This is a genomic window from Maledivibacter halophilus (assembly GCF_900167445.1).
Taxonomy (GTDB): Bacteria; Bacillota; Clostridia; order Peptostreptococcales; family Caminicellaceae; genus Maledivibacter; species Maledivibacter halophilus.
This window is the reverse complement of sequence record NZ_FUZT01000001.1, coordinates 223,988-244,690: the sequence shown is the minus strand read 5'-3', so window position 1 is coordinate 244,690 and position 20,703 is coordinate 223,988. Positions and strand designations below refer to the sequence as shown.

Sequence of the window (20,703 nt, the reverse complement as noted above, 5' to 3'; positions counted from 1 at the left end):
ATGCACATAAATTTTACATTTGAAATTGATCACTATCCAAAATAATTCAATTACCTTCTTACTGCATTTTTTGACATAACTTCCTATTGACTTATTAATTCATTAATGCTAATATTTTCTTTGGTTGCCCTTACAAATATTTCTATTTAAATGCAAAATTCTTATAGGAGGTTTTTTTATTAATGATAAAAATAATTATTATGTTGGAAGAAGCTAGAAAAAATTTAGAATATTTAATTGGAATTCATGACGAAGATCTATTAAATCCATTGGTTATAGAAGCTAGTCAAAATTTAGATAGTTTAATAAATGAATATAATAATATATTACTCAATAATTATTAATAATGTAAATATAGGTTTTTACTAATATATGATAGGTTTCCATGAGGTAGATAAGTATTCTATCTTTTCATCATATCTTTGATTAAATTCCATTATGGTATTACATTTGTAACATTCAATGGATAGTTCCTTCTGCTTAAATCTAAATAATGTGCTTCCGCATTTTCTACATACTAATCTTTTCATTTTCATTCTCCTCTCCATAACTTGTCTATATATGGAAAGGATATTCTTTTCTATATAAAAATATACATAATTCTTTTAACTTTCAAAATAATATTTTTTAGTAAAACAAATTGAGGTTTGACATTGCTTCCCTATAGTAAATATTAAATATAAACTTTTGTTACAGATGTAGAGCCACTTAAATATAACATAGGCTGATAAAACATATAAAAGTCAAGTACATCACCCAACTTGATTTTCTCCTTACAATCTTCTATATCAACAATTAAATGATCACTACTACTGCCTATAATTTCTACACCTTTAGTTTTTGAAATCAACTTGTCGTGAGAACCAAAATCTTGCTTTCCAATGGCTAATATTGCTCTTTTACGTATTCCCCTATCCTTAAAAGTAGGCTTGTTGCCAAAGGCATCAATGAACATTTCTCCAACAGGATAAGAAGGCTTATCCTTTATCTCAACAACTTGAGCTTTTAGTACAAAGGTGTCTTGATTCATATGCTTCATATCATAACCCCAGTAATCAGATAAATCTCTAGCTAAAATCATACCTTCACCTATTCTAAGATTGTTAATCTTTTTAGGTATTTTATTATCTATTATCAAAGGCAATGTTGATGTAGCTCCACCAGAAATTATATCAAGCTTCCTACATATTTTTTTTTCAATCTCTTGAGCAATAGAAGACAGTTTACTTAGATTTCTTTCTGTAGGTTTTATTGATCCATAGCAGCCTAGATTTGTACCTATTCCTAAGAGCTTAACTTTTTTCATTTCATTTTCAACATATAAAGCTAATTCAATAAATTCTTTCTCATCAATAATACCTTCCCTTAGATCCCCTAAATCAAACATAAGTATCACACTATGTCTACGATTTTGCAGTTTACATTCTTTTTCAATATGATTTAAAGTTTCTAATTCAGAATTCAAACTAATGTCAACATATCTTACCAGTTGATTAATTTCACTAAACATTGGAATTCTAATTAACATAAAGGGAGCCTGTATTCCATATTTTTTTAATCCTATGATTTGCTCTATCCTAGAACTTGCTATATATTTACAGCCTCCATTAACAAATTGTTCAACAACTTTAGGCAGACCATTAAAACCTTTCACCACACCTGCAATAGTAATTCCCATAGAATTACAAAACTCAACCATGTGCTTTACATTCTCATATATTTTATCTAGATTGATTTGCAATATAGGATATTTAATATTATCATCTCTATTAACTGAACAGGAATTATTATTTCTTATTAACCGAGACATTGTATCTCCCCCTTTGAAGCTTTTACTTTAATATTTAAAGATTATAGAATCGGTGACTTCCAATTAAACCTTACTAGCATACATCTGTATTATTCTATTATAAGGGTATAGTAAAATAGAATGTGCTTCCTTCTCCTTCTTTACTTTCTACCCATAGTCTACCTCCATGGGCTTCAATTATATATTTACAAATAGACAAACCCAATCCAACTCCTCCATACTTTCTTGCCCTAGATTTTTCTCCTCTATAAAATTTTTCAAATATATTCTCTAAATCTTCTTTTTTAATACCTTTACCATTATCTTTTATATATACTTCAATATATTTATCTTTTAAATTTGCTCCAGCTGTTATTCTTCCATTATCATCTATATATCTCCTTGCATTTTGTATAATATTATCGATAACTTGACTTATCCTATATCTATCCACCATAATATTTGCTTTAGGAAATGGTCTTTGTACTGTAAAACTAATAATATCATCAATAAATTCATTTTCTAAGCTTTTAAATATATCTTGAAAGAGTTCTCTACTATCAACAGTTACAATATTCATATGGAGCTTCCCCAATTCCATTTGGGAATACTGAAAAAGATCATCAATTAAATGATCAAGTTTTTCTGTTTTATCCTTTATTACTGAAATATATCTTTCAAACATTTCCTTATTTGAAGCAATTCCCTCTTCCAGTCCCTCAACATAACCCTTTATAGATGTTAGGGGAGTTCTCAATTCATGAGAAATGCTTGCAATAAGCTCTTTACGTGATTTTTCATACTTAACCTGATTTTCAAGGGATTCTTTTAACTTTATTCTCATAGTATTAAATCCCATACAAAATTTACCAATCTCATCATTTCTATTATATTTTATTTCATAATCCAAATTTCCATTTGCTATGTTATCTGTTGCTTTGCTAAGTTCCTTCAATGGCTTTAAAATAGTTCCCGACATATACCAAGTTAATAGAACAATTAATCCAGTAACGCATATTATTCCAAATCCATAAGTGAAAAACCTATATTGTCTAGCTTTATCTGCTATTGCTTTTTCATCTCTATATTTATAAAATATGGCTCTTGATATTTTTTGATTATTATGAAACATATTGACAACAGTCTTAGTCTTTACTCTACTCTCTTCTGAGCTTTCATATTTTTCTGTATTATTTAAAACACCTCTAATATTTTCAGAATCAAAGAGGATGTAACCATCTAAGTCTTGAATTGCTAGATTCAGTTGATATTTTTCGAGTAATGGCTTTATAATTTTATATAATTTTTCATCCTGGCTAATTAAAGAATAGTTATCTTCAATTATATCTACTATTTCATATCGCCCAAGCTTAACCTTTTCTAAATCTCTTATTCTAGGATCATTTTCAAGCTGAATTGTAAAATAATAAAGTAATATGCTTATTATTATTAGAGGAAGCACAATAACTATAGTAAATGAAAAAAAAAGTTTTTCCCTAATGCCAAATTTCATTATTGGCCACCATCAAATTTATATCCTACACCCCAAACTGTTTTAATATATTTTGGACTTGAAGGATTTTTCTCTATCTTCTCACGTATTTTTCTTATATGCACAGTTACTGTACTTACATCCCCAAATTCATTATATCCCCATATTTCCCCAAAGATTTGCTCCCTAGTAAAAACCTGATGGGGATTAATGGCCAAATATAAAAGAATCTCAAATTCTTTGGCTGCTAGATCAATTTTCTTTCCTCCAACATAAACATTATAACCCTTTTTATCTATCTCTAAATTATTATATTCTAGCATATGATCATTAGAATTATTTTTACTTTTAATAATTTTATATCTTCTTAGATGTGCTTTGACCCGTGCCACCAATTCTCTTGGACTAAATGGCTTGCTAATATAGTCATCTGCTCCTAATCCCAAGCCAAGAATTTTATCAATATCACTTTTTTTTGCACTAAGCATTATTATTGGAACCGTTGACTCAGACCTAACAATGCGGCAAATTTCCATACCATCTAACATAGGAAGCATTACATCCAATATTATTAGTTCTGGTTCATATTGACGATAATATTCTAATCCCTGTTCTCCATCATAGGCTATAATTACTTCAAACCCTTCTTTTATCAAATAATCTCTAATTAATTCACAAATCTCTTTTTCATCATCTACAACTAATATCTTTTTCTTTAACATCAAAATCCCCCTAGAGCAGTAGATAATAATATATTTTTTTATATAACATTATTTATATTGCTATTTTTCTTGACTCTATTATACCATATGTTAATTAATTGTAATAAGCAAAACTTAATATCAAAAACTTTCCTACTTTAAAATATAATAAGCTCATTAACTACTAGTAGTTAACGAGCTTATTATATTTAACTTTCAATTTTAATATAAAGATAATCACCCTTAAGGTTTAATAAATTTCAAATAAAAAATGTAGGAGCATTCATTATTTCCTTTGAAATTTATTTTATATAACAATGTCGTTTATTTATAATTTAACTTTAAATATTGGTTCCTCTATAGGTCCTTTATACATATTCATTTTAAAAATTCTTATTTTAGTATTGGTAATCATATTCCCCCTCCACTCTCACCCATTTAATTTTCTATAATTATATATTAAATGTTAAAAATTAACTCATACTTATTAAATTATTAAGAAATTATTAACTTTTCTTAATGAGTTTAAGAGGGGTTTTTATATATACTTGAGGAAATTGCATAACTCTAATTTGGCAAAATTGCATAATATATATGGTATAGTTTCGGAGATTTTTAAACTATATGTAGTAGATAGTTTTTTTGAAAAGGTAATTATGCAATTTGCTCACTTATCTCAATTTAATATATTCATCCCATCTATCTATATCTTTTCCAATAGCTTCATTTCCAAATTCAACAAACTTTACTTTATCATAGTTATTCATAATTATATTTTTTCCCCCTTGATCTCCAGTAATATTCAATAGTTCATCCTTGAAAATCGAAGAGAAAATTACAGGATTTCCTTTTTTTCCATTGTATTTTGGTACTACTATGGGATGATTTCCTTCTTTAAAAACTTTTATCAATTTGTTTATAGTCATAGAATTTAGAAAAGGCTGATCTCCAACAAAAAACATGAATCCATCTGTTTTTTTAGAAGAACTCCTAATTCCCAATTTAACAGATTGACTTTGTCCCAATTCAGCTTTATTATTAAAGACAGTTTTTATATCATTTCTTAATGCAATTTCCCTTATTGCATCTTTTCTATATACAATAATTATTTCATCAACACAGGATTCTTGAATAGCCTTTATTACCCTTTCAACAATAGGGATGCCACCAAAATCAAGAATTAGTTTATCCCTATTCATTCTCCTTGAAAATCCTGAAGCCATTATGATTCCAGTAATCAACCCAAATCACTCCATTCAATAGAAAAAGATTCTATAATACTTTTATAGTTCTGAAATCCTAAGTTTATTTTACTATTGCCCCATCAATGACTCGTTAAAAACATGGTATTTTTCGCCAATAATACTAGATACAATAATACTATTGATTGTAACTTTGTTTTTTATAATCAATTCAACAATTTTTAAAGCCCTTTTTTCAAGGATTCTATTATCAACTTTATTAAGTAAAACATATTTTTTCGATTTTAATGGAGAACCCTTAAATAATCCTTTTTGGTTCTTGATTAGCCTATATATTTTCTCTTCATCAATTGTGTCTCCTGGTTTGCAGTTAACAACTCTACAAAACTCCTCTAATCTATGAACATTTTCTTCATTTATTTTTTTTTCTATTGAGTCAATTCCTATAACACCTACAGTTTTATCTGTCCTTGAAGGAATTACTGGTTCATGGTCAGCCGGCGATTTGATAGATTTTCTTTTTGAGCCATCTGCTTCAACTAAAATATAATCAAATATATCTATATTATAAATATTATCTATTGTTTCTTTACTAAGTCCTAATAGCTTATTTTCACTAGATATTTCCCTACCTATAACTGTAATAGTTCCTCTATTTATTGATCTTAAGGTTTTTATAATATCATTTGAGCTAGAAACAATTATTTTATCAAACTCATCCTTTTCAGGATAAAATATGGCAGTTGATGTTGTAACTAATACTTTCTTTTTAAGATTCTTTAACTCCTTTGCCAGTTTAAATATAGTGGTAGTTTTACCACCGGCTCCTATAAAGCTTAAAAGCTCCCTTTCTTTAAGGTTTATATCAAATAATTCATACATTTTCATCTATTCACCTACTTATCAATTTTTATAAACCAGTTTGTTCTTTTTCTTTAATTTTTAAAAAACTGGTTTATAGCATGAGCCAAAAGGATTATCAGTGTCTACTGAAGTAAGTTAAATTTCCTAAGCACATATCTATATCAAAAATATATGATATAGTTAAAATTTAATCAAATGATATTTATTTCTTTGCTTGTCCTTTCCAATGGTCAATAATAACATTTATTGATCTCTCCATTTCTTCAAAAAACTTTGTACCAAACTTTCTTGAATAAAGAAATTGCCCAAAGTTTTTAGCTCCATGTATATTTTGAGGGCTTACCTTCATTTCATTATCCTTATACATTACTCTAAAGTCTTCATTTGATAACATTTTATATTTTTCTTCAAAAACAATATATTTTCTATTGAATCTAGGAGATATTATTCTTTTATTCTGTTTAGAATAATATCCTAAACAAAGCATTCCTATTGGAAATACCTTATCTGGTAAATCAAATAATTCCTTATGTATTTCATAATTTTCCATAATATCTCCAATATAACATGAACCTATGCCTAAAGATTCAGCTGCTATAACAGCATTTTGTGCTGCAATAAGAGCATCACTAACTGCTAAAAATAAACCAGCGAACCCAGGCTCTTTATATTCTATACCCTTTTCTCTACAAAACTCCTTCAAATCACAATAAGCAAAATAGTCATAAATTCTCTGCATATCTGCTAAAAAAATTAATGATATAGGAGCTTTTCCAATAAAGGGTTGATTATCACAAGTTTCACTTAATTTTTTCATTTTTTCTTTATCTTTTATTACTATAATAGAATATAGCATCATATTCCCAGCTGTTGGTGCCCTCATTGCCCCTTTAATTATTAGTTCCAAATCTTCTTCTTTAATTGGCATATCTGCATACTTTCTCAAAGACATTCTGTTATTTAATAATTTTAAGGTTGAATTCATACCCATTCCCCCAAATAAAAATTTTCTTTAAAGAGACTTACTCAATACGACACTACAATAATTAGTCATACTCCAATTAATGGTTTCGACATATCTATATCCTCTTTTTTTATAAAAATCAATTAAGTGATATGCTGTTTCAGAAGTATCTAATGCAAGTTCTCTTACTCCGTTAATCCTTTGGACTTCATTTTCTATAATATCCATCATTCTGCTTCCTATCCCATATCTTTGTAATTCAGGTAAAACAGCAAACTGTCCAATCTTTGCAACAAAATCATTATTATACCAATCGCTCACATCAGATGGTCTTGGATTATAAAGAGAAACTGTTGCTACTATATTGTTTTTATAAATCCCAACATAGGATTTATAGGCATTATTTATCCTTTTCAAGGTTATACTCTCATCCTGATATGATGCTACATATTTTAGTCCCATATCAGCTAAAGCTTTATAGGATTTATGCAGCAGCCTTGTTAATTCTTCAATTGAATCATCCTGTGAAATTAAACGAAACTTTACATATTCATTATTACCAAAATAAAAACTATACAAATTATTTTCTTGCATTTGATCACTCTCCAATATGAATTTTTCCAATTTATATTAATTAGATAAATTATTTAAAATTCCTCTAACAATTTAATTTCCCATACCACCTAAGCAGTATGGGAAATAGAAAATTAGAGGAAGAGATAAAATTATAATATATTATTCTTTAAATAAATGACATGCAACATAATGGTTTTCACAAACTTTTTCTAAAGCTGGTTCCTTTTCCTTACATATTTTTTTTGCATAAATACATCGATTTGCAAATCTACAAATTGGCTTTGGATTAATAGGAGAAACAATTTCTCCCTTTAATATAATCTGCTCATTATCCTGTTTAATCGTTAGCTTAGGTATTGCTGACAATAAAGCGTTTGTATAGGGATGAATAGGATGACTAAACAGTTCTTCAGATGGTGCTTTTTCAATAATTTTTCCTAAATACATAACTGCTATTTCATCGGAAAAATGATTGACTACTGATAAATCATGGGTAATAAATATATAGGTTAAGTCTAATTTTTTTTGCAATTCCTTCATAAGATTAAGAATTTGAGCCTGAATAGACACATCTAAAGCAGAAACCGGTTCATCACAAACAATAAATTTCGTATTAAGGGATAAGGCCCTTGCTATTCCTATTCTTTGTCTCCTTCCTCCATCCAATTCATGGGGATATGTATTAATTAATCGCTCAGAAAGGCCTACAAGCTCCATTAATTCAAGTACCTTTATAAATCGCTCTTCTTTGTTTTTAATAAGCTTATTTAATTTAATAGGTTCTTCTATAATCTGGCTCACTGTCATTCTAGGGTTTAAGGAAGCGTAGGGATCTTGAAATATTATTTGCATTTCCTTTCTAAGCGCTCTCATTTCATTACTATTTAAATGGAGAATATTTTTACCCTCATAAATTACTTCTCCATCGGTCGCTTCTAAAAGTCTAAGCAAAACCCTTCCAGTTGTAGATTTACCACATCCTGATTCACCTACAAGCCCCAGAGTTGTTCCTTTTCTCAGCTTAAAGTTCACACCATCTACAGCATGTAGCATGCCCTTTGGTGTTTTAAAATATTTTTTTAAGTTTTTTGCCTCCAATAATATCTCCTTCAACTAATACACTCCCTTATTCCCTATTATAAATGTATTTCAATTTATAGTCCTTTTCCACTTCGTAAAGATGACATTCTACAAAATGAGTATGGCTAAAAGAAATTTTTTTTGGTTTCTCATTTGCACACTTTTCTAAAGCATAATCACATCTATCACAAAACGAACAGCCCTTTGGCAAATTGCAAGGGTCTGGCATCAACCCTCTAATAGGTTTTAGCATAACCTTTCTATTGTCAATATTCGGTATAGAATTAAAAAGCCCTTCAGTATAGGGATGCTTTGGATTTTCAAAAACATCTCTTAAATTACCTTTCTCTATTATTTTTCCTGCATACATTATAGCAACTTCATCACAAACCTGGGCTACAATCCCTAAATCATGGGTAATCATTATCATTGACATTTTAAGCTTTTCTTTTAGCTCCTTCATTAATTTTAGTACCTGAGCTTGTATCGTTACATCTAAAGCCGTTGTAGGCTCATCGGCAATTAAAAGCCTTGGACTACAAGCTAAGGCTATAGCAATAATTACTCTTTGCTTCATTCCCCCTGAAAATTGATGGGGATATTCTGAAATACGTTCCCTTGGAATTCCCACCATCTCAAGCATTTCTTCAGCCTTTTTCATTGCTTTTTTACTACCTATCCTTTGATGTATGCTTATTACCTCAGCTATTTGTTCACCTACGGTAATAACAGGATTCAAGGCTGTCATTGGGTCTTGAAATATCATTGAAACTATTCTTCCCCTGATTTTTTCCAGTTCCCTTTCTGTTTTCTTTAAAATATCTATACCATCTAAATTAATAGAACCCTGTATTATTTTCCCAGGAGGTTTTGGAATTAGATTCAAAATAGAAAGGGCCATGGTTGTTTTACCTGCACCAGTTTCTCCTACAATACCTATGGTTTTTCCTCTGTCTAGGGATAAGTTTATATTGTTTACAGCTTTCACCACTCCGTCATCTGTACGAAATTCAATAACCAAGTCATCTATCTCTAGTATTTTATTATTCAAAGCTTTACCTCCTGTTATTTTATTTTAGTCTTGGGTCAAGGGCATCCCTTAAACCATCCCCAAGAAGATTGAGGGATAAAATTGTAGCTATAATAGCTAATCCAGGAAATAGTACTATATACATTTTGTCTCTAATAAAGGCCCTTCCTCCAGATAGCATGCTTCCCCACTCTGGAGTAGGAGGTTTTACACCAAGACCGATAAAGCTAAGTCCCGCCGCTGCCATAATGGCCGTTGCCACCTTTAAAGTAGAATATACAATTATAGGAGCCAGGCAATTTGGTAAAACATGCTTAAGAATGATAACATGATTTTTAGCACCAATAGCCCTTGCCGCCTCTATATACTCCTGATCCTTCACACCTAAAACAGCAGCCCTTACTACCCTTGCAAATCCCGGTATATTGGAAATTCCAACGGCAATCATTACATTTACAATATTTGCACCTAAAGATGATACTATTGTTATTGCCAGTAGAATTGATGGAACTGCCAAAATAATATCAAGGGTCCTCATGATTATATTATCAAATTTTCCCCCATAATAGCCTGAAATGGCACCTAGTGTACCTCCTATGCTTAAGGCTATTCCTACTGAGATAGTCCCTACAAATAAAGATATTCTAGTTCCATGAACAATCCTTGCAAAAATATCCCTTCCAAGATCATCGGTGCCAAACCAATGTTCTTTGCTTGGTTCCTGAAGTCGTTCCCTTGCATTCATCCTTATTGCCTCGGTCTTATAATCAGCTATATAGTCAGCAAAAATTGCAGTTAAAATGAAAATGCTTAAAATGATAATTCCTAAAATAGCCATTTTATTTTTCTTTAATCTACGCCAGACTTCTCTAGTTTGACTTCTCTTTTTATACTTCTTTTTAATTTCTTCTATATTTTGAATATAAGCTGAGTCCATAAAACACCTCATTCTTTCATTTATTCATAATTAGCTTTAATTCTTGGATCAATATATGCATAAAGAATGTCAATAACTAAATTTACAATACTAAAACAAACAGAAAATGTAATAATACATCCTAAAACCATAGGTGTATCCTTTCTTTGAATAGATTCCACCATTAATCTACCAATTCCAGGCCAGGAAAAAACAGTTTCAGTAAGGATAGCACCACCTAGCATAACACCAAATTCTAATCCTATAACTGTAATAGCTGGAATCAGTGCATTTTTTAAGGCATGTTTTCTAATTACTTTTTTATTACTAACCCCCTTTGCCTTTGCTGTTCTAATATAATCTTGCCTTATAACCTCAAGCATCGATGATCTTGTGGTTCTTGTTATGCTTGCTGTTGAAGCCACTCCCAGAGTTACAGCCGGTAGTATAACGCTTTTAAAACTATCTGCTCCCCCCGATGGAAACCATCCTAGATTCAAGGCAAAAATTATAATTAATATAAGTCCTAGCCAAAACGAAGGCATTGAAATACCAATTAACGCTAAAACCATTCCCAAACTGTCAAATATAGAATATTGCTTTGTAGCCGACACTACACCAATTGGAATTGAAATTATTATTGAAACAAGAATGCTGAGTATAGTTAATTTAAAGGTATTGGGAAACCTTGATGCTATTTCTGAAGAAACAGCTTTTCCATTGGAATAAGAATCTCCCATATTTCCAGTTAATAAATCCTTCATATATCTTCCATACTGAACTATAACTGGGTCGTCTAAACCCATTTCTGTTCTTAGCTCCTTAATGGCTTCTTGGGTGGCTCCCTCACCTATAATCATTGCCGCTGTATCTCCTGGAGTTAAGCTAACAATAAAAAACACCAAGAAGGTTACTCCTATTACAACTGGTATAAGCATTAACAATCTATTAAAAATATATTTAATCATGGGTCCTCCAACTCTTTTTCTAACTCTATATTTTTATATCTCAATCTTCATGATACATTTATTTTTTTATATAGATGTACGCTAATACAACTTAAGGATAGAAGCAACTGTTATTAATTATTTTTGGCATAAATTAAAGTGACTGGTAGTTTCTATATCCATAAATTAAGCTATAAAAGCATACATCTAAAATTTTTATAAAAAGAAAAACGAAAATATTATTTGTAATGAAGCTTATGTAAATTCCATAATCCCTGTGGGCTTAATTCAACTCCTTGCAATTTACTGTTTGCTCCTAAAACTTTGTTACTTACATATAAAGGTACCCAAGGTCCATCATTCATAACTGTTTCATGCAACTCATTATAAATTTCTTTTCTTCTCTCTGTATTCAATTCTGCCCTACCATCCAATAACAATTGTTCCACTTTATCACTTACATATCTTGACCTATTTTGTGCACCAATACTCTCTTTGCTAAATTGTGGTGTTAATGTTGCATCGGGATCGGGGTTTGAGGTCCAACCTAAAACAAACATCCCCTGCTTTCCTGAATTTGTCGCTTCAAGATATGCTCCCCATTCAAACATTTCAATACTTGCTGTTACACCTATTTCCATTAAATTTGCCTGAATAACTTCAGCTGTTTTCTTTCTTATGTCTCCCGATGCCCAGATTTCAATTTCAAGATCTCCATCATAACCAGCTTCTTTCAAGAGTTCCTTTGCTTTTTCAGGATCATAAGTATATTCATCATTTGCTTTATATCCTAACAAAGCCTCAGCTGTCACTGATTTTGCCTCTACACCGGCTCCATTTAATGCAACTTCAATTATAGCTTCTTTATCTACTGCATAATTCATAGCTCTTCTCACAAGAACATTGTCAAATGGAGGTTTTTCAACATTCATCCCTGCATAGGCAATTGTTGTTGATGGCTTTTCATAAAGGTCTAAATCGGGATTTTCCTTTACTCTTGGAGCATCAAGACCTGATAATGTATCTACTATATCTACTTCACCGGTTTCAAGGGCAATTGTTCTACTTGTATCTTCAGGTATTACTCTAAATACAATTTTCTTTGACATACCCATATTATCTTTGTCATAATAATCTTCATTTCTTTCTAGAACTATTTTGTCACCAGAAATCCATTCTACAAATTTATATTGGCCTGAGCCTATAGGATTATTCCATTTATCTTCTGATTCTACATAATGTTTAGGTAAGATAGATGAACCGGCATGGACAAGGGTATATATAAATGGTGCAAAGGGCATTTTAGTGGTTACCTTAACGGTATATTTATCAACAATTTCTACCTTTTCTATTTCAGCTAAAACATGTTGTACTGTAGGTGATTTTTTGGATCTTTCTAAACTAAATTTGACATCCTCCGATGTCATTTCTACACCATCATGAAATTTCACGCCTTCTTTAATTTTTAATACCCATTCTTTATCCGATGGCTGTGAATATTCTTCAACCAAGTCAGGCACTGCCTCAAAATCCGTATTCAATTTAAATAGTCTGTTAAATAGTAAAAAAGAAACGGTTTCTGATGTGGTGTCGTTATGTCCTTGAGGGTCTAATGAAACAATATCAGTATGTAGCGCTATCTTGATTTCATCTTTATTTTCTTTGGCTACAGGCTCCTCAGTATTGGCTTCATTAGTTGTTTCTTGTTTTTCAGAACCTTCGATGCTGCTTTCCTCTTTAGTCCCACAACCAGAAAACAGACCTATGACAAGAACTAATATCATTAGCACACATAATGTTTTTTTCCCCATAACTAACTCCTCCTACTATTTTTTTTTATTTTTTAAAGGTTTTTCTATTTCCTTTAAAATCACATGTTAAATTCCCTAATAAATTTCTTTATTGCAGACTCAAGTATCCTAATAGATTTAATAGTTACATACTCATTTTCCCCATGCCAATTTTCTCCAACAGGACCAAATTCCAAGGCTGGAATATTTTTTTCAGAAAAAAATCTTGTATCGGCAGAGCCATGTTGAGCAATGAGTTTTGTATTTGTACAACCCTCTAGCTTTTTTATAGTATTCAAAAACTTTTCTACATAGATATTTTCTGGTAAATTATTAACTCCAGAACCCAAGGACTTTAATACTACTTTTCCATTAACTACTCTTTTTATTTCCTCAAAAATTTTGTAAGGATTTAGATTAGGTATAAATCGAATATCAAGACCAATAGTACTTTCATAGGGAACTCTATTATAAACATCACCTCCATGTATAAAAGCTAAATTAACAGAAGATTTTTTAAAATACTTAGATCCTTGATTTAAAATGGGAAGCTTCATTATTTTCTTATAATTTTCTATATTATTTAAAATAGCATTGTTTCCCTCCCATGGTCTACTTCCATGGGCTGACACACCATCAGCTTTAATATTCACTCTTATAAATCCCTTTGATTGAATTCCCACATTCAAGTTAGTTGGCTCTGTACAAATTACAAAATCCCCTACATAACCCTTTTCTACTAAACATTTACTACAATTGTCTCCCCCTTCTTCTTCATCTGAAACAAGCTGCAGCATTAATTTACAGTTCAACGGTTTATCCTTTAAAGAAAGGACTGCATTCATCATTGCAGCACAGCCGCCTTTCATATCAGCACTTCCCCTGCCATAAATTCTTCCATTTTTTTCAACAGGTTCAAACTGACTTTCTTCACCAGAAACCACATCTAAATGCCCGTTTAATACTATAGTTTTTTCCCCTGATCCAATAATACTTACATAACTTTTAAAACCATTATTTTCTATAATTTCTCCCTTTAAGCCATTCTTTAAAAGATAGTTATTGGCAAATTCAATTGCTTCATTGGCTTTTTCAATTGTTGAAGAATTAATTTTTATTAATTCCTTTAGTAAATTAATGGTGTCCATTTTTTCTTCCCTTCTTTAAAAATTTGTCAAACCAGTTTAACAATTCCTTATATCTGATTTGCTTGCTCTTAGGTTTTCCAGTAACATTTAGTCCATGATTTTCTCCTTCAAAAAGACATAATTTTGTATTTATTCCATGAAAGTTTAATGCAGAGTACATATTTAAAGATTCCGTATAATTACATCTATGATCTTCTTCTCCATGTATAAACAAAGTTGGTGTCTTTACATGATTTGCATTCATAATAGGTGAAGCCTCTAAATATTCATTTGATGTCCATGGTGTAGGCTTATTTCCCATATATTCAAAAACATAACTATAGCCGATATCAGATGATGTAAATGTAGTTGTAAGATTACTAATACCGCTTTCAGAAATGGCAGCTTTAAATCTATCGGTTCTTGTTATAATATAGTTAGTCATATAACCACCATATGATCTCCCAGTTACACCAAGATTGTTCTTATCTAATTGTGGATATTTACATATTACCGTATCTGTAAACTCCATTAATTCTTTGTATGCTATGGCTCCATATGAGCCCCTTATATTTGCAAAATCATCTCCACGGCCATCACTTCCCTTTGGATTTGCATAAAAAACATAATACCCATTTGCGGTTAATAACTGAATATCATGGGAATACACATCGGTATATATCATTTTAGGTCCACCATGGATCATTAATATTCCTGGATATTTTCTTCCAGGCTCAATCTCAACTGGCGGAAATACCCATCCATCTATATCAATATCACCATCATAACTCTTTATGAGATGAGGAATACTGAGATGTCTTTCCGTGAACATCCAGTCATTATATCTTGTAATTTGAGTCAATTGATCATTTCTAAATAGATAAAGCTCATGTAGACCTAACCCCTTAAGTCCAATAAGCAAAATACCATCTTTCAAAACCTGATAGCTGTCAATTGTCCTTAACTCCATTTCATAAATTTTGAAATTGCCTCTGGAATCAATTTTACTTAATCTTACTTGATAACGATCAACAATTAAAAAGTAAAAAATACCCTCTATCGCCATTACTGGCCTTGATGTGGAGAACCTAATATCAGTAACAACTCCTGGAACCTCATTACTTTTATCTGAAGGTTTCCCCAAGTCCTCACAAAGTCCGGTTATCACATTGATTTTATATAGCTGCTGATTATCATTTCGACTTTTTATTCTCAAATCTACTCCTGCAAATATTAGCTCCTTAGAAGATAATTTATCTGCATAACTGATGCGGTAATTACTATCTGTCCACTTTTTTATTTCTTTATTAATTAAATCATAGGTATATACATCTGAAACTACAGACTTACAAGGTTGCCCCTTAAAGGCTGTATATATAATCCTATTGTTTTCAAGATCAAAAACTATATCATCTATATCCGTATTTAAATCAGTCAATGCTTTAATTTCAAAACTATTATTATCTGTTTTAAACAAACATGTCCTACTTTCAGCGGAAAAACCTACTCCTTCTTGATAAAAGGGCAGTTCGGTTCCACTTTTAATTATTTCAACATCATAATCACTCCTATAAGTTGCTGTAAAATAGAAGCCATCATCACAGCACGCAAAACTTTTGACTTTGTAAGGTAAGTCTGCATATATTCTTATTTTATCTGTGTAAAAATTATAATAGTAAAGCTTTGTTCTCTTACCCTCATATACTTTAAAAATGACTTCATCACCATAAAATTCAAAATCATCTGGTTTAATATTCAAATTCATTGGCCTTGTTTTCAAATTTTCCATTTCAAAAATGGCAAGTTGTTTTTCGTAACAATTTTTTTCTAAATTTAAAGTATTAATAAAATAAAGTCCTTTAGTTTTACTTTTATTTACCTTTAGATTAGTTAATATATTATTTTTCAAAAAATCATTGCACTGAATTTTCTGTTTCATTTTTTCACCTCACATATATAAATATAAAGCAATTGTTATGCCAATATTTGAAATTTTTTCTAAATAAGGTGAATTCTATAATTACAATTTCTATGATATGCAATTACCAAATTTTCTAAAAGGTAATATTTGCACAAATATTAAAAATAGTTTAAAATCTATTTAAAATACACATAGACAAGGAGTTTGAAAATGAAATCCATTGCAATTGTATTGGACTATATAGAAGAATCTAATAAGCATAATGGCGTGAAAGATACTCTAAGGAAAAATATCAAGGAAGTTTTTGGGAATCGTATACAAGTAAATATTTATTTTATAAATAGACTAAATGAAAACAACTTGATTGAAGATGATTTAATTTTAGCAATGGCAAGTAGCCGAGCTATTAGAATAAGGCCTTTTGTTAGAAGCCCTGAAAATATAATTATAATTGAAAGAACATTTTTAAAAAAATATATCTATCCATTATTTTCAATTCCGGCTAATACTGATGTTCTTGTAATAAATGACGATATTGAAACTATTATAGAGTCGGTATCTTGCCTTTACGGTATTGGGGTAAAACATCTTAACTTAATTCCAGCAGAGCCATCTAAGGATTATAGTAATATTGATATTGCTTTATCCCCTTCTGCTGATCCCAAAATAATCCCTAAACACATAAAAAATGTTATTGATATTGGTCATAGAGTATTAGATACTCCAACCATGTTGCTTATTATAAACAAATTCAATATCAATGATAAAACTGTACATCAAAATCTATATAATTACTGTAAAAAAATTCTTAGTTCTAACATAGGAATTCAAAAAAATTATAATGACTTGTTTACTCGTACAGAAGAATTAGATTATCTATTAGACTTATCAAATGATGGTATATTGCTAACTTCCAGTGATGGAAAAATTTTGGTTTATAATAAAAAATTCAAAGAGATATTTAATATAAAGAAAGAAATTATTGGTCAATTTTTACACAATGTTTTGGAAGGCTTAAATATGGAATCCTATTATGATGATAAATTTTACAATAATTTAATCTTTTACAGAAAAAAATATATCAATTTGCAAAAGAAAAATTTAATTCATTATAACAAAGAAAGGCGATTATACTTCAATTTTCAAGAAGTCACTTACATTAAGAAACTAGAACAAAATCTTAGCAAACAGCTCCGTGAAAAGGGGCAAATTGCAAAATATACCTTTGACAACATTATTGGAGATTCTGATGCTATGATAAATATAATTGAAATGAGTAGAAAAATAGCAAAATCAGATTTAACTGTTCTCATTACAGGCGAAAGTGGTACTGGAAAAGAAGTCATTGCTCAAGCGGTTCATAATGCTTCAAAAAGACATAATCAACCCTTTGTGGCCATTAATTGCGCTGCTGTGCCTGATAGCCTCTTGGAAAGTGAACTTTTTGGATATGTAAAGGGGTCTTTTACCGGTGCATTAAAGGATGGTAAAAAAGGTCTTTTTGAACAAGCTAACAATGGTACTATTTTTCTTGATGAAATCGGTGATATGCCTACTACTTTGCAATCAAAGCTCCTTAGAGTTTTACAGGAAAGACAAATTATGCCTATTGGCTCACAACAAGTTATTGATATTGACGTTAGAATAATTGCAGCTACCCATAGAAATCCAACAGATATGGTAAAAGAAGGAACCTTTAGAAAGGATTTATTTTATCGACTTAATGTATTTCCTTTACATTTACCAGCACTACGTGACCGTATTGAAGATGTACCTGTACTTTTAAAACACTTCATAAATAAAAAATTTTCTTTTTCTAAACAATGCATAAACCTGCTAACAACCTACGACTGGCCAGGAAATATTAGAGAACTAAAAAATGTTGCTGAATATATATCAACCATTGAAGAAGGAAATGAAGTAACTTTAAAATCCTTACCAAACTATTTAATTGAAACCAACATAAAAAAAAGTTGTTCATTTGATATCAAAAACGAATTCTCTACTTATTTTGAAAAAGAAAAAAAGTTTCTAGAAGAAAAAACATGTTTTTCAACAGCTTTAATAGTTCTAAAAGCTGTTGAATACCTTAATGAAATTAATAAAACTGCTGGCAGAAAACATCTTTTAGAAACATTAGAACGCCAAAATACACCTATTCAAGAAAGTCAATTGCGAAAAAATTTAAAAATATTGAATAAGCTTAAATTTATTATTACAAAAAAAGGACGAAGTGGAAGTTATATAACTCAAAATGGAAAGGATTTTCTACGATATCAAAGTAAATATATAAATAAACTGGTTGAAAAACTGGCCAATAAATAGGATTGTTAACCTATTTATTGGCCAGTTTTTTTGCCGATCCCTTATTTTTGCTTTTTAAACAAAACTTTTTATTTATTATATTTACTTTGCATTTACATTTCTAAATTAGAACTACTGGTTTTATTAAATCCCTTGGTTTATCTTTCATTAATAATAAAGCTTCCTCTAATTTATCAAATCCCTGGAATGTGTGTGTCACTAATTTGCTAGTATCTATTTTGCTTGTTTCTAATAGCGAAACTAATTTTTCCATTCTTAGTCTTCCACCTAACATAAGCCCTCCTACAATTGTTTTATGACCCATGCCTACTCCCCATTCTAGCCTTGGTATCTTTACAAATTCCCCTTCACCTAAATAATTTATATTTCCTATTATTCCTCCTGGTTTTAATACGGTAACTGCTTCTGCAAAAGTATCTACTGTTCCTCCTGCTATAATTACTTTATCTACGCCTTTTCCCTTTGTTTTACTCATTATCTGTTCCACAATACTGCCCTCTTTATAATTAATAATATCAGTAGCTCCATATTCCTTAGCTATCTCTATACAATTTGGCCTTGAACCTACAGCATATAAATGGGAAGCCCCCTTTAAATTTGCGCCTGCAACAGCCATCAATCCTACTGGACCAATTCCTATTACCAATACACTATCTCCATATTGTATATCTGCTAGTTCCGCACCATGAAACCCTGTAGGCATCATATCACTTAGCATACATGCAGCAGCTGGATCTACACCTTCTGGCAGCAGGGCTAAATTCCCATCGGCATCATTTACATGAAAATACTCAGAAAATACACCATCCTTAAAGTTTGAAAATTTCCATCCAGCTAGCATTCCACCTGAATGCATTGGAAATCCATTTTGTGCTTCTATTGAGTTCCAATCAGGTGTTATTGCTGGCACTATAACTTTATCTCCTACTTTGAAATCCTTAACCAAATTACCTACTTCAACTATTTCCCCTACTGCTTCATGGCCCAATATCATATTTTCTCTTTCTCCTATTGCTCCTTCCCATACAGTATGAACATCAGAGGTACAAGGAGCTAATGCTATTGGTTTACATATAGCATCCATAGGACCACATTTTGGATTCTCCTTTTCAATCCATCCTATTTCACCAATTTTGAGCATAGCTAATCCTTTCATTTTATTCCTCCTCCAAATTCAATTTTTTATAAATTTTACAATATTTATACCCCCATTAATAGTTCTAAAACCATAAATTGTATATTGAATTTATGATCATATTATTCCTATTTTTTGTTACATTAAAATAGGCTCTAATGTAATACTGGAACAGGATTAAAACTAATCCCACCCCAACGATTGACAAAGAGCCAATGAAAAAAGCCCTAAGTATGTAAATATACCTAGGACTATCTAGTAATAATCTCTATTAATTTGCTATTTTCATCATAAATCACAATATATCTGACCAATGATTTTTTTGCCAAAAGTCAGACTTATTGGATATAAAATGAGACTATAACTCATCTTGATGGAATGTCCAAAATAACTATAGTCTACTCAATTTGGTGCGCCCAGAGAGATTCGAACTCCCGACCTTCTGATTCGTAGTCAGACACTCTATCCAGCTGAGCTATAGGCGCATCTCCTATTAAATTTAAATTGGAGGCGGCACCCAGATTTGAACTGGGGAATAAAGGTTTTGCAGACCTCTGCCTTACCACTTGGCTATGCCGCCTTATTGTTGGTGACCCATCCGCGACTCGAACGCGGGACACCCTGATTAAAAGTCAGGTGCTCTGCCGACTGAGCTAATGGGTCATGTCTGGCTGGGGATACAGGACTCGAACCTGTGAATGACGGAGTCAAAGTCCGTTGCCTTACCGACTTGGCTAATCCCCAATATTATATTATAAACTTAATGGGGCGGCTGATGGGATTCGAACCCACGAATGCAGGAGCCACAATCCTGTGTCTTAACCACTTGACGACAGCCGCCATA

Annotated in this window: 18 protein-coding genes and 5 tRNA genes; 2 read left to right on the top strand and 21 right to left on the bottom strand. The window is 30.9% G+C overall.

Going from position 1 to position 20,703, the window contains the following annotated elements; translation table 11 throughout:
* The first annotated feature begins 182 nt into the window (after positions 1-182).
* Complete coding sequence (locus B5X81_RS01195) at positions 183-344, top strand: aspartyl-phosphate phosphatase Spo0E family protein (RefSeq protein ID WP_079488722.1); 162 nt, start codon at positions 183-185, stop codon at positions 342-344.
* A gap of 21 nt (positions 345-365) precedes the next feature.
* Here B5X81_RS01195 and B5X81_RS27225 read toward each other — a convergent pair whose 3' ends face one another.
* From B5X81_RS27225 to B5X81_RS01125, 15 genes are all read right to left on the bottom strand, one after another.
* A complete protein-coding gene (locus tag B5X81_RS27225) occupies positions 366-530 on the bottom strand; it encodes a hypothetical protein (RefSeq protein WP_170917227.1) in 165 nt (54 codons plus the stop codon).
* A 143-nt stretch (positions 531-673) separates the two neighbouring features.
* Positions 674-1,810: an alanine racemase gene (locus tag B5X81_RS01190; RefSeq protein WP_079488721.1), complete on the bottom strand. Its 1,137-nt coding sequence runs from the start codon at positions 1,808-1,810 to the stop codon at positions 674-676.
* 97 nt (positions 1,811-1,907) lie between these two features.
* Positions 1,908-3,302 (bottom strand): HAMP domain-containing sensor histidine kinase, encoded by a 1,395-nt coding sequence (locus B5X81_RS01185; RefSeq protein ID WP_079488719.1) that lies wholly within the window; start codon positions 3,300-3,302, stop codon positions 1,908-1,910.
* Positions 3,302-4,003 carry a response regulator transcription factor gene (locus B5X81_RS01180; protein WP_079488718.1) on the bottom strand — a complete coding sequence of 234 codons (702 nt, stop codon included), beginning with the start codon at positions 4,001-4,003 and terminating at the stop codon, positions 3,302-3,304. Before B5X81_RS01180 ends, B5X81_RS01185 begins: the two co-directional genes overlap by 1 nt.
* A 650-nt stretch (positions 4,004-4,653) precedes the next feature.
* Complete coding sequence (mocA, locus tag B5X81_RS01175; RefSeq protein ID WP_079488716.1) at positions 4,654-5,223, bottom strand: molybdenum cofactor cytidylyltransferase; 570 nt, start codon at positions 5,221-5,223, stop codon at positions 4,654-4,656.
* Between the two features lie 72 nt (positions 5,224-5,295).
* Entirely contained in the window at positions 5,296-6,072 is a 777-nt protein-coding gene (gene yqeC / locus B5X81_RS01170; RefSeq protein ID WP_079488715.1) for a selenium cofactor biosynthesis protein YqeC, read from the bottom strand.
* Between the two features lie 178 nt (positions 6,073-6,250).
* Positions 6,251-7,033, bottom strand: a complete 783-nt coding sequence (locus B5X81_RS01165; protein WP_079488713.1) for a nitroreductase family protein — start codon at positions 7,031-7,033, stop codon at positions 6,251-6,253.
* 27 nt (positions 7,034-7,060) lie between these two features.
* Complete coding sequence (locus tag B5X81_RS01160) at positions 7,061-7,606, bottom strand: GNAT family N-acetyltransferase (RefSeq protein WP_079488712.1); 546 nt, start codon at positions 7,604-7,606, stop codon at positions 7,061-7,063.
* 141 nt (positions 7,607-7,747) lie between these two features.
* Complete coding sequence (locus B5X81_RS01155; protein WP_170917226.1) at positions 7,748-8,701, bottom strand: ABC transporter ATP-binding protein; 954 nt, start codon at positions 8,699-8,701, stop codon at positions 7,748-7,750.
* A 13-nt stretch (positions 8,702-8,714) separates the two neighbouring features.
* A complete protein-coding gene (locus tag B5X81_RS01150) occupies positions 8,715-9,719 on the bottom strand; it encodes an ABC transporter ATP-binding protein (protein WP_079488710.1) in 1,005 nt (334 codons plus the stop codon).
* A 19-nt stretch (positions 9,720-9,738) separates the two neighbouring features.
* The gene (locus tag B5X81_RS01145) at positions 9,739-10,635 is read right to left on the bottom strand and encodes an ABC transporter permease (RefSeq protein ID WP_079488709.1); all 897 of its coding nucleotides are present in this window, start codon (positions 10,633-10,635) and stop codon (positions 9,739-9,741) included.
* A gap of 20 nt (positions 10,636-10,655) precedes the next feature.
* Positions 10,656-11,582 (bottom strand): nickel ABC transporter permease, encoded by a 927-nt coding sequence (gene nikB, locus B5X81_RS01140; RefSeq protein ID WP_079488707.1) that lies wholly within the window; start codon positions 11,580-11,582, stop codon positions 10,656-10,658.
* Positions 11,583-11,800: 218 nt separating this feature from the next.
* Positions 11,801-13,372, bottom strand: a complete 1,572-nt coding sequence (locus B5X81_RS01135) for an ABC transporter substrate-binding protein (RefSeq protein ID WP_079488706.1) — start codon at positions 13,370-13,372, stop codon at positions 11,801-11,803.
* Positions 13,373-13,431: 59 nt separating this feature from the next.
* Positions 13,432-14,499, bottom strand: a complete 1,068-nt coding sequence (locus B5X81_RS01130; protein WP_079488704.1) for a M20 family metallopeptidase — start codon at positions 14,497-14,499, stop codon at positions 13,432-13,434.
* The gene (locus B5X81_RS01125) at positions 14,486-16,417 is read right to left on the bottom strand and encodes an alpha/beta hydrolase family protein (protein ID WP_079488703.1); all 1,932 of its coding nucleotides are present in this window, start codon (positions 16,415-16,417) and stop codon (positions 14,486-14,488) included. The genes B5X81_RS01130 and B5X81_RS01125 overlap by 14 nt, the downstream gene beginning before the upstream one ends.
* Before the next feature lie 192 nt (positions 16,418-16,609).
* Here B5X81_RS01125 and B5X81_RS01120 point away from each other — a divergent pair, with 192 nt between their 5' ends.
* The gene (locus B5X81_RS01120; protein WP_079488701.1) at positions 16,610-18,724 is read left to right on the top strand and encodes a sigma-54 interaction domain-containing protein; all 2,115 of its coding nucleotides are present in this window, start codon (positions 16,610-16,612) and stop codon (positions 18,722-18,724) included.
* Positions 18,725-18,824: 100 nt separating this feature from the next.
* Here B5X81_RS01120 and B5X81_RS01115 read toward each other — a convergent pair whose 3' ends face one another.
* From B5X81_RS01115 to B5X81_RS01090, 6 genes are all read right to left on the bottom strand, one after another.
* Complete coding sequence (locus tag B5X81_RS01115; RefSeq protein WP_079488700.1) at positions 18,825-19,880, bottom strand: NAD(P)-dependent alcohol dehydrogenase; 1,056 nt, start codon at positions 19,878-19,880, stop codon at positions 18,825-18,827.
* Positions 19,881-20,267: 387 nt separating this feature from the next.
* Positions 20,268-20,344, bottom strand: a tRNA-Arg gene (locus B5X81_RS01110).
* Between the two features lie 20 nt (positions 20,345-20,364).
* Positions 20,365-20,439, bottom strand: a tRNA-Cys gene (locus tag B5X81_RS01105).
* 7 nt (positions 20,440-20,446) lie between these two features.
* Positions 20,447-20,522 (bottom strand) — tRNA-Lys (locus tag B5X81_RS01100).
* 5 nt (positions 20,523-20,527) lie between these two features.
* Positions 20,528-20,603 (bottom strand) — tRNA-Gln (locus tag B5X81_RS01095).
* Between the two features lie 20 nt (positions 20,604-20,623).
* Positions 20,624-20,699, bottom strand: a tRNA-His gene (locus tag B5X81_RS01090).
* Between the last annotated feature and the right edge of the window lie 4 nt (positions 20,700-20,703).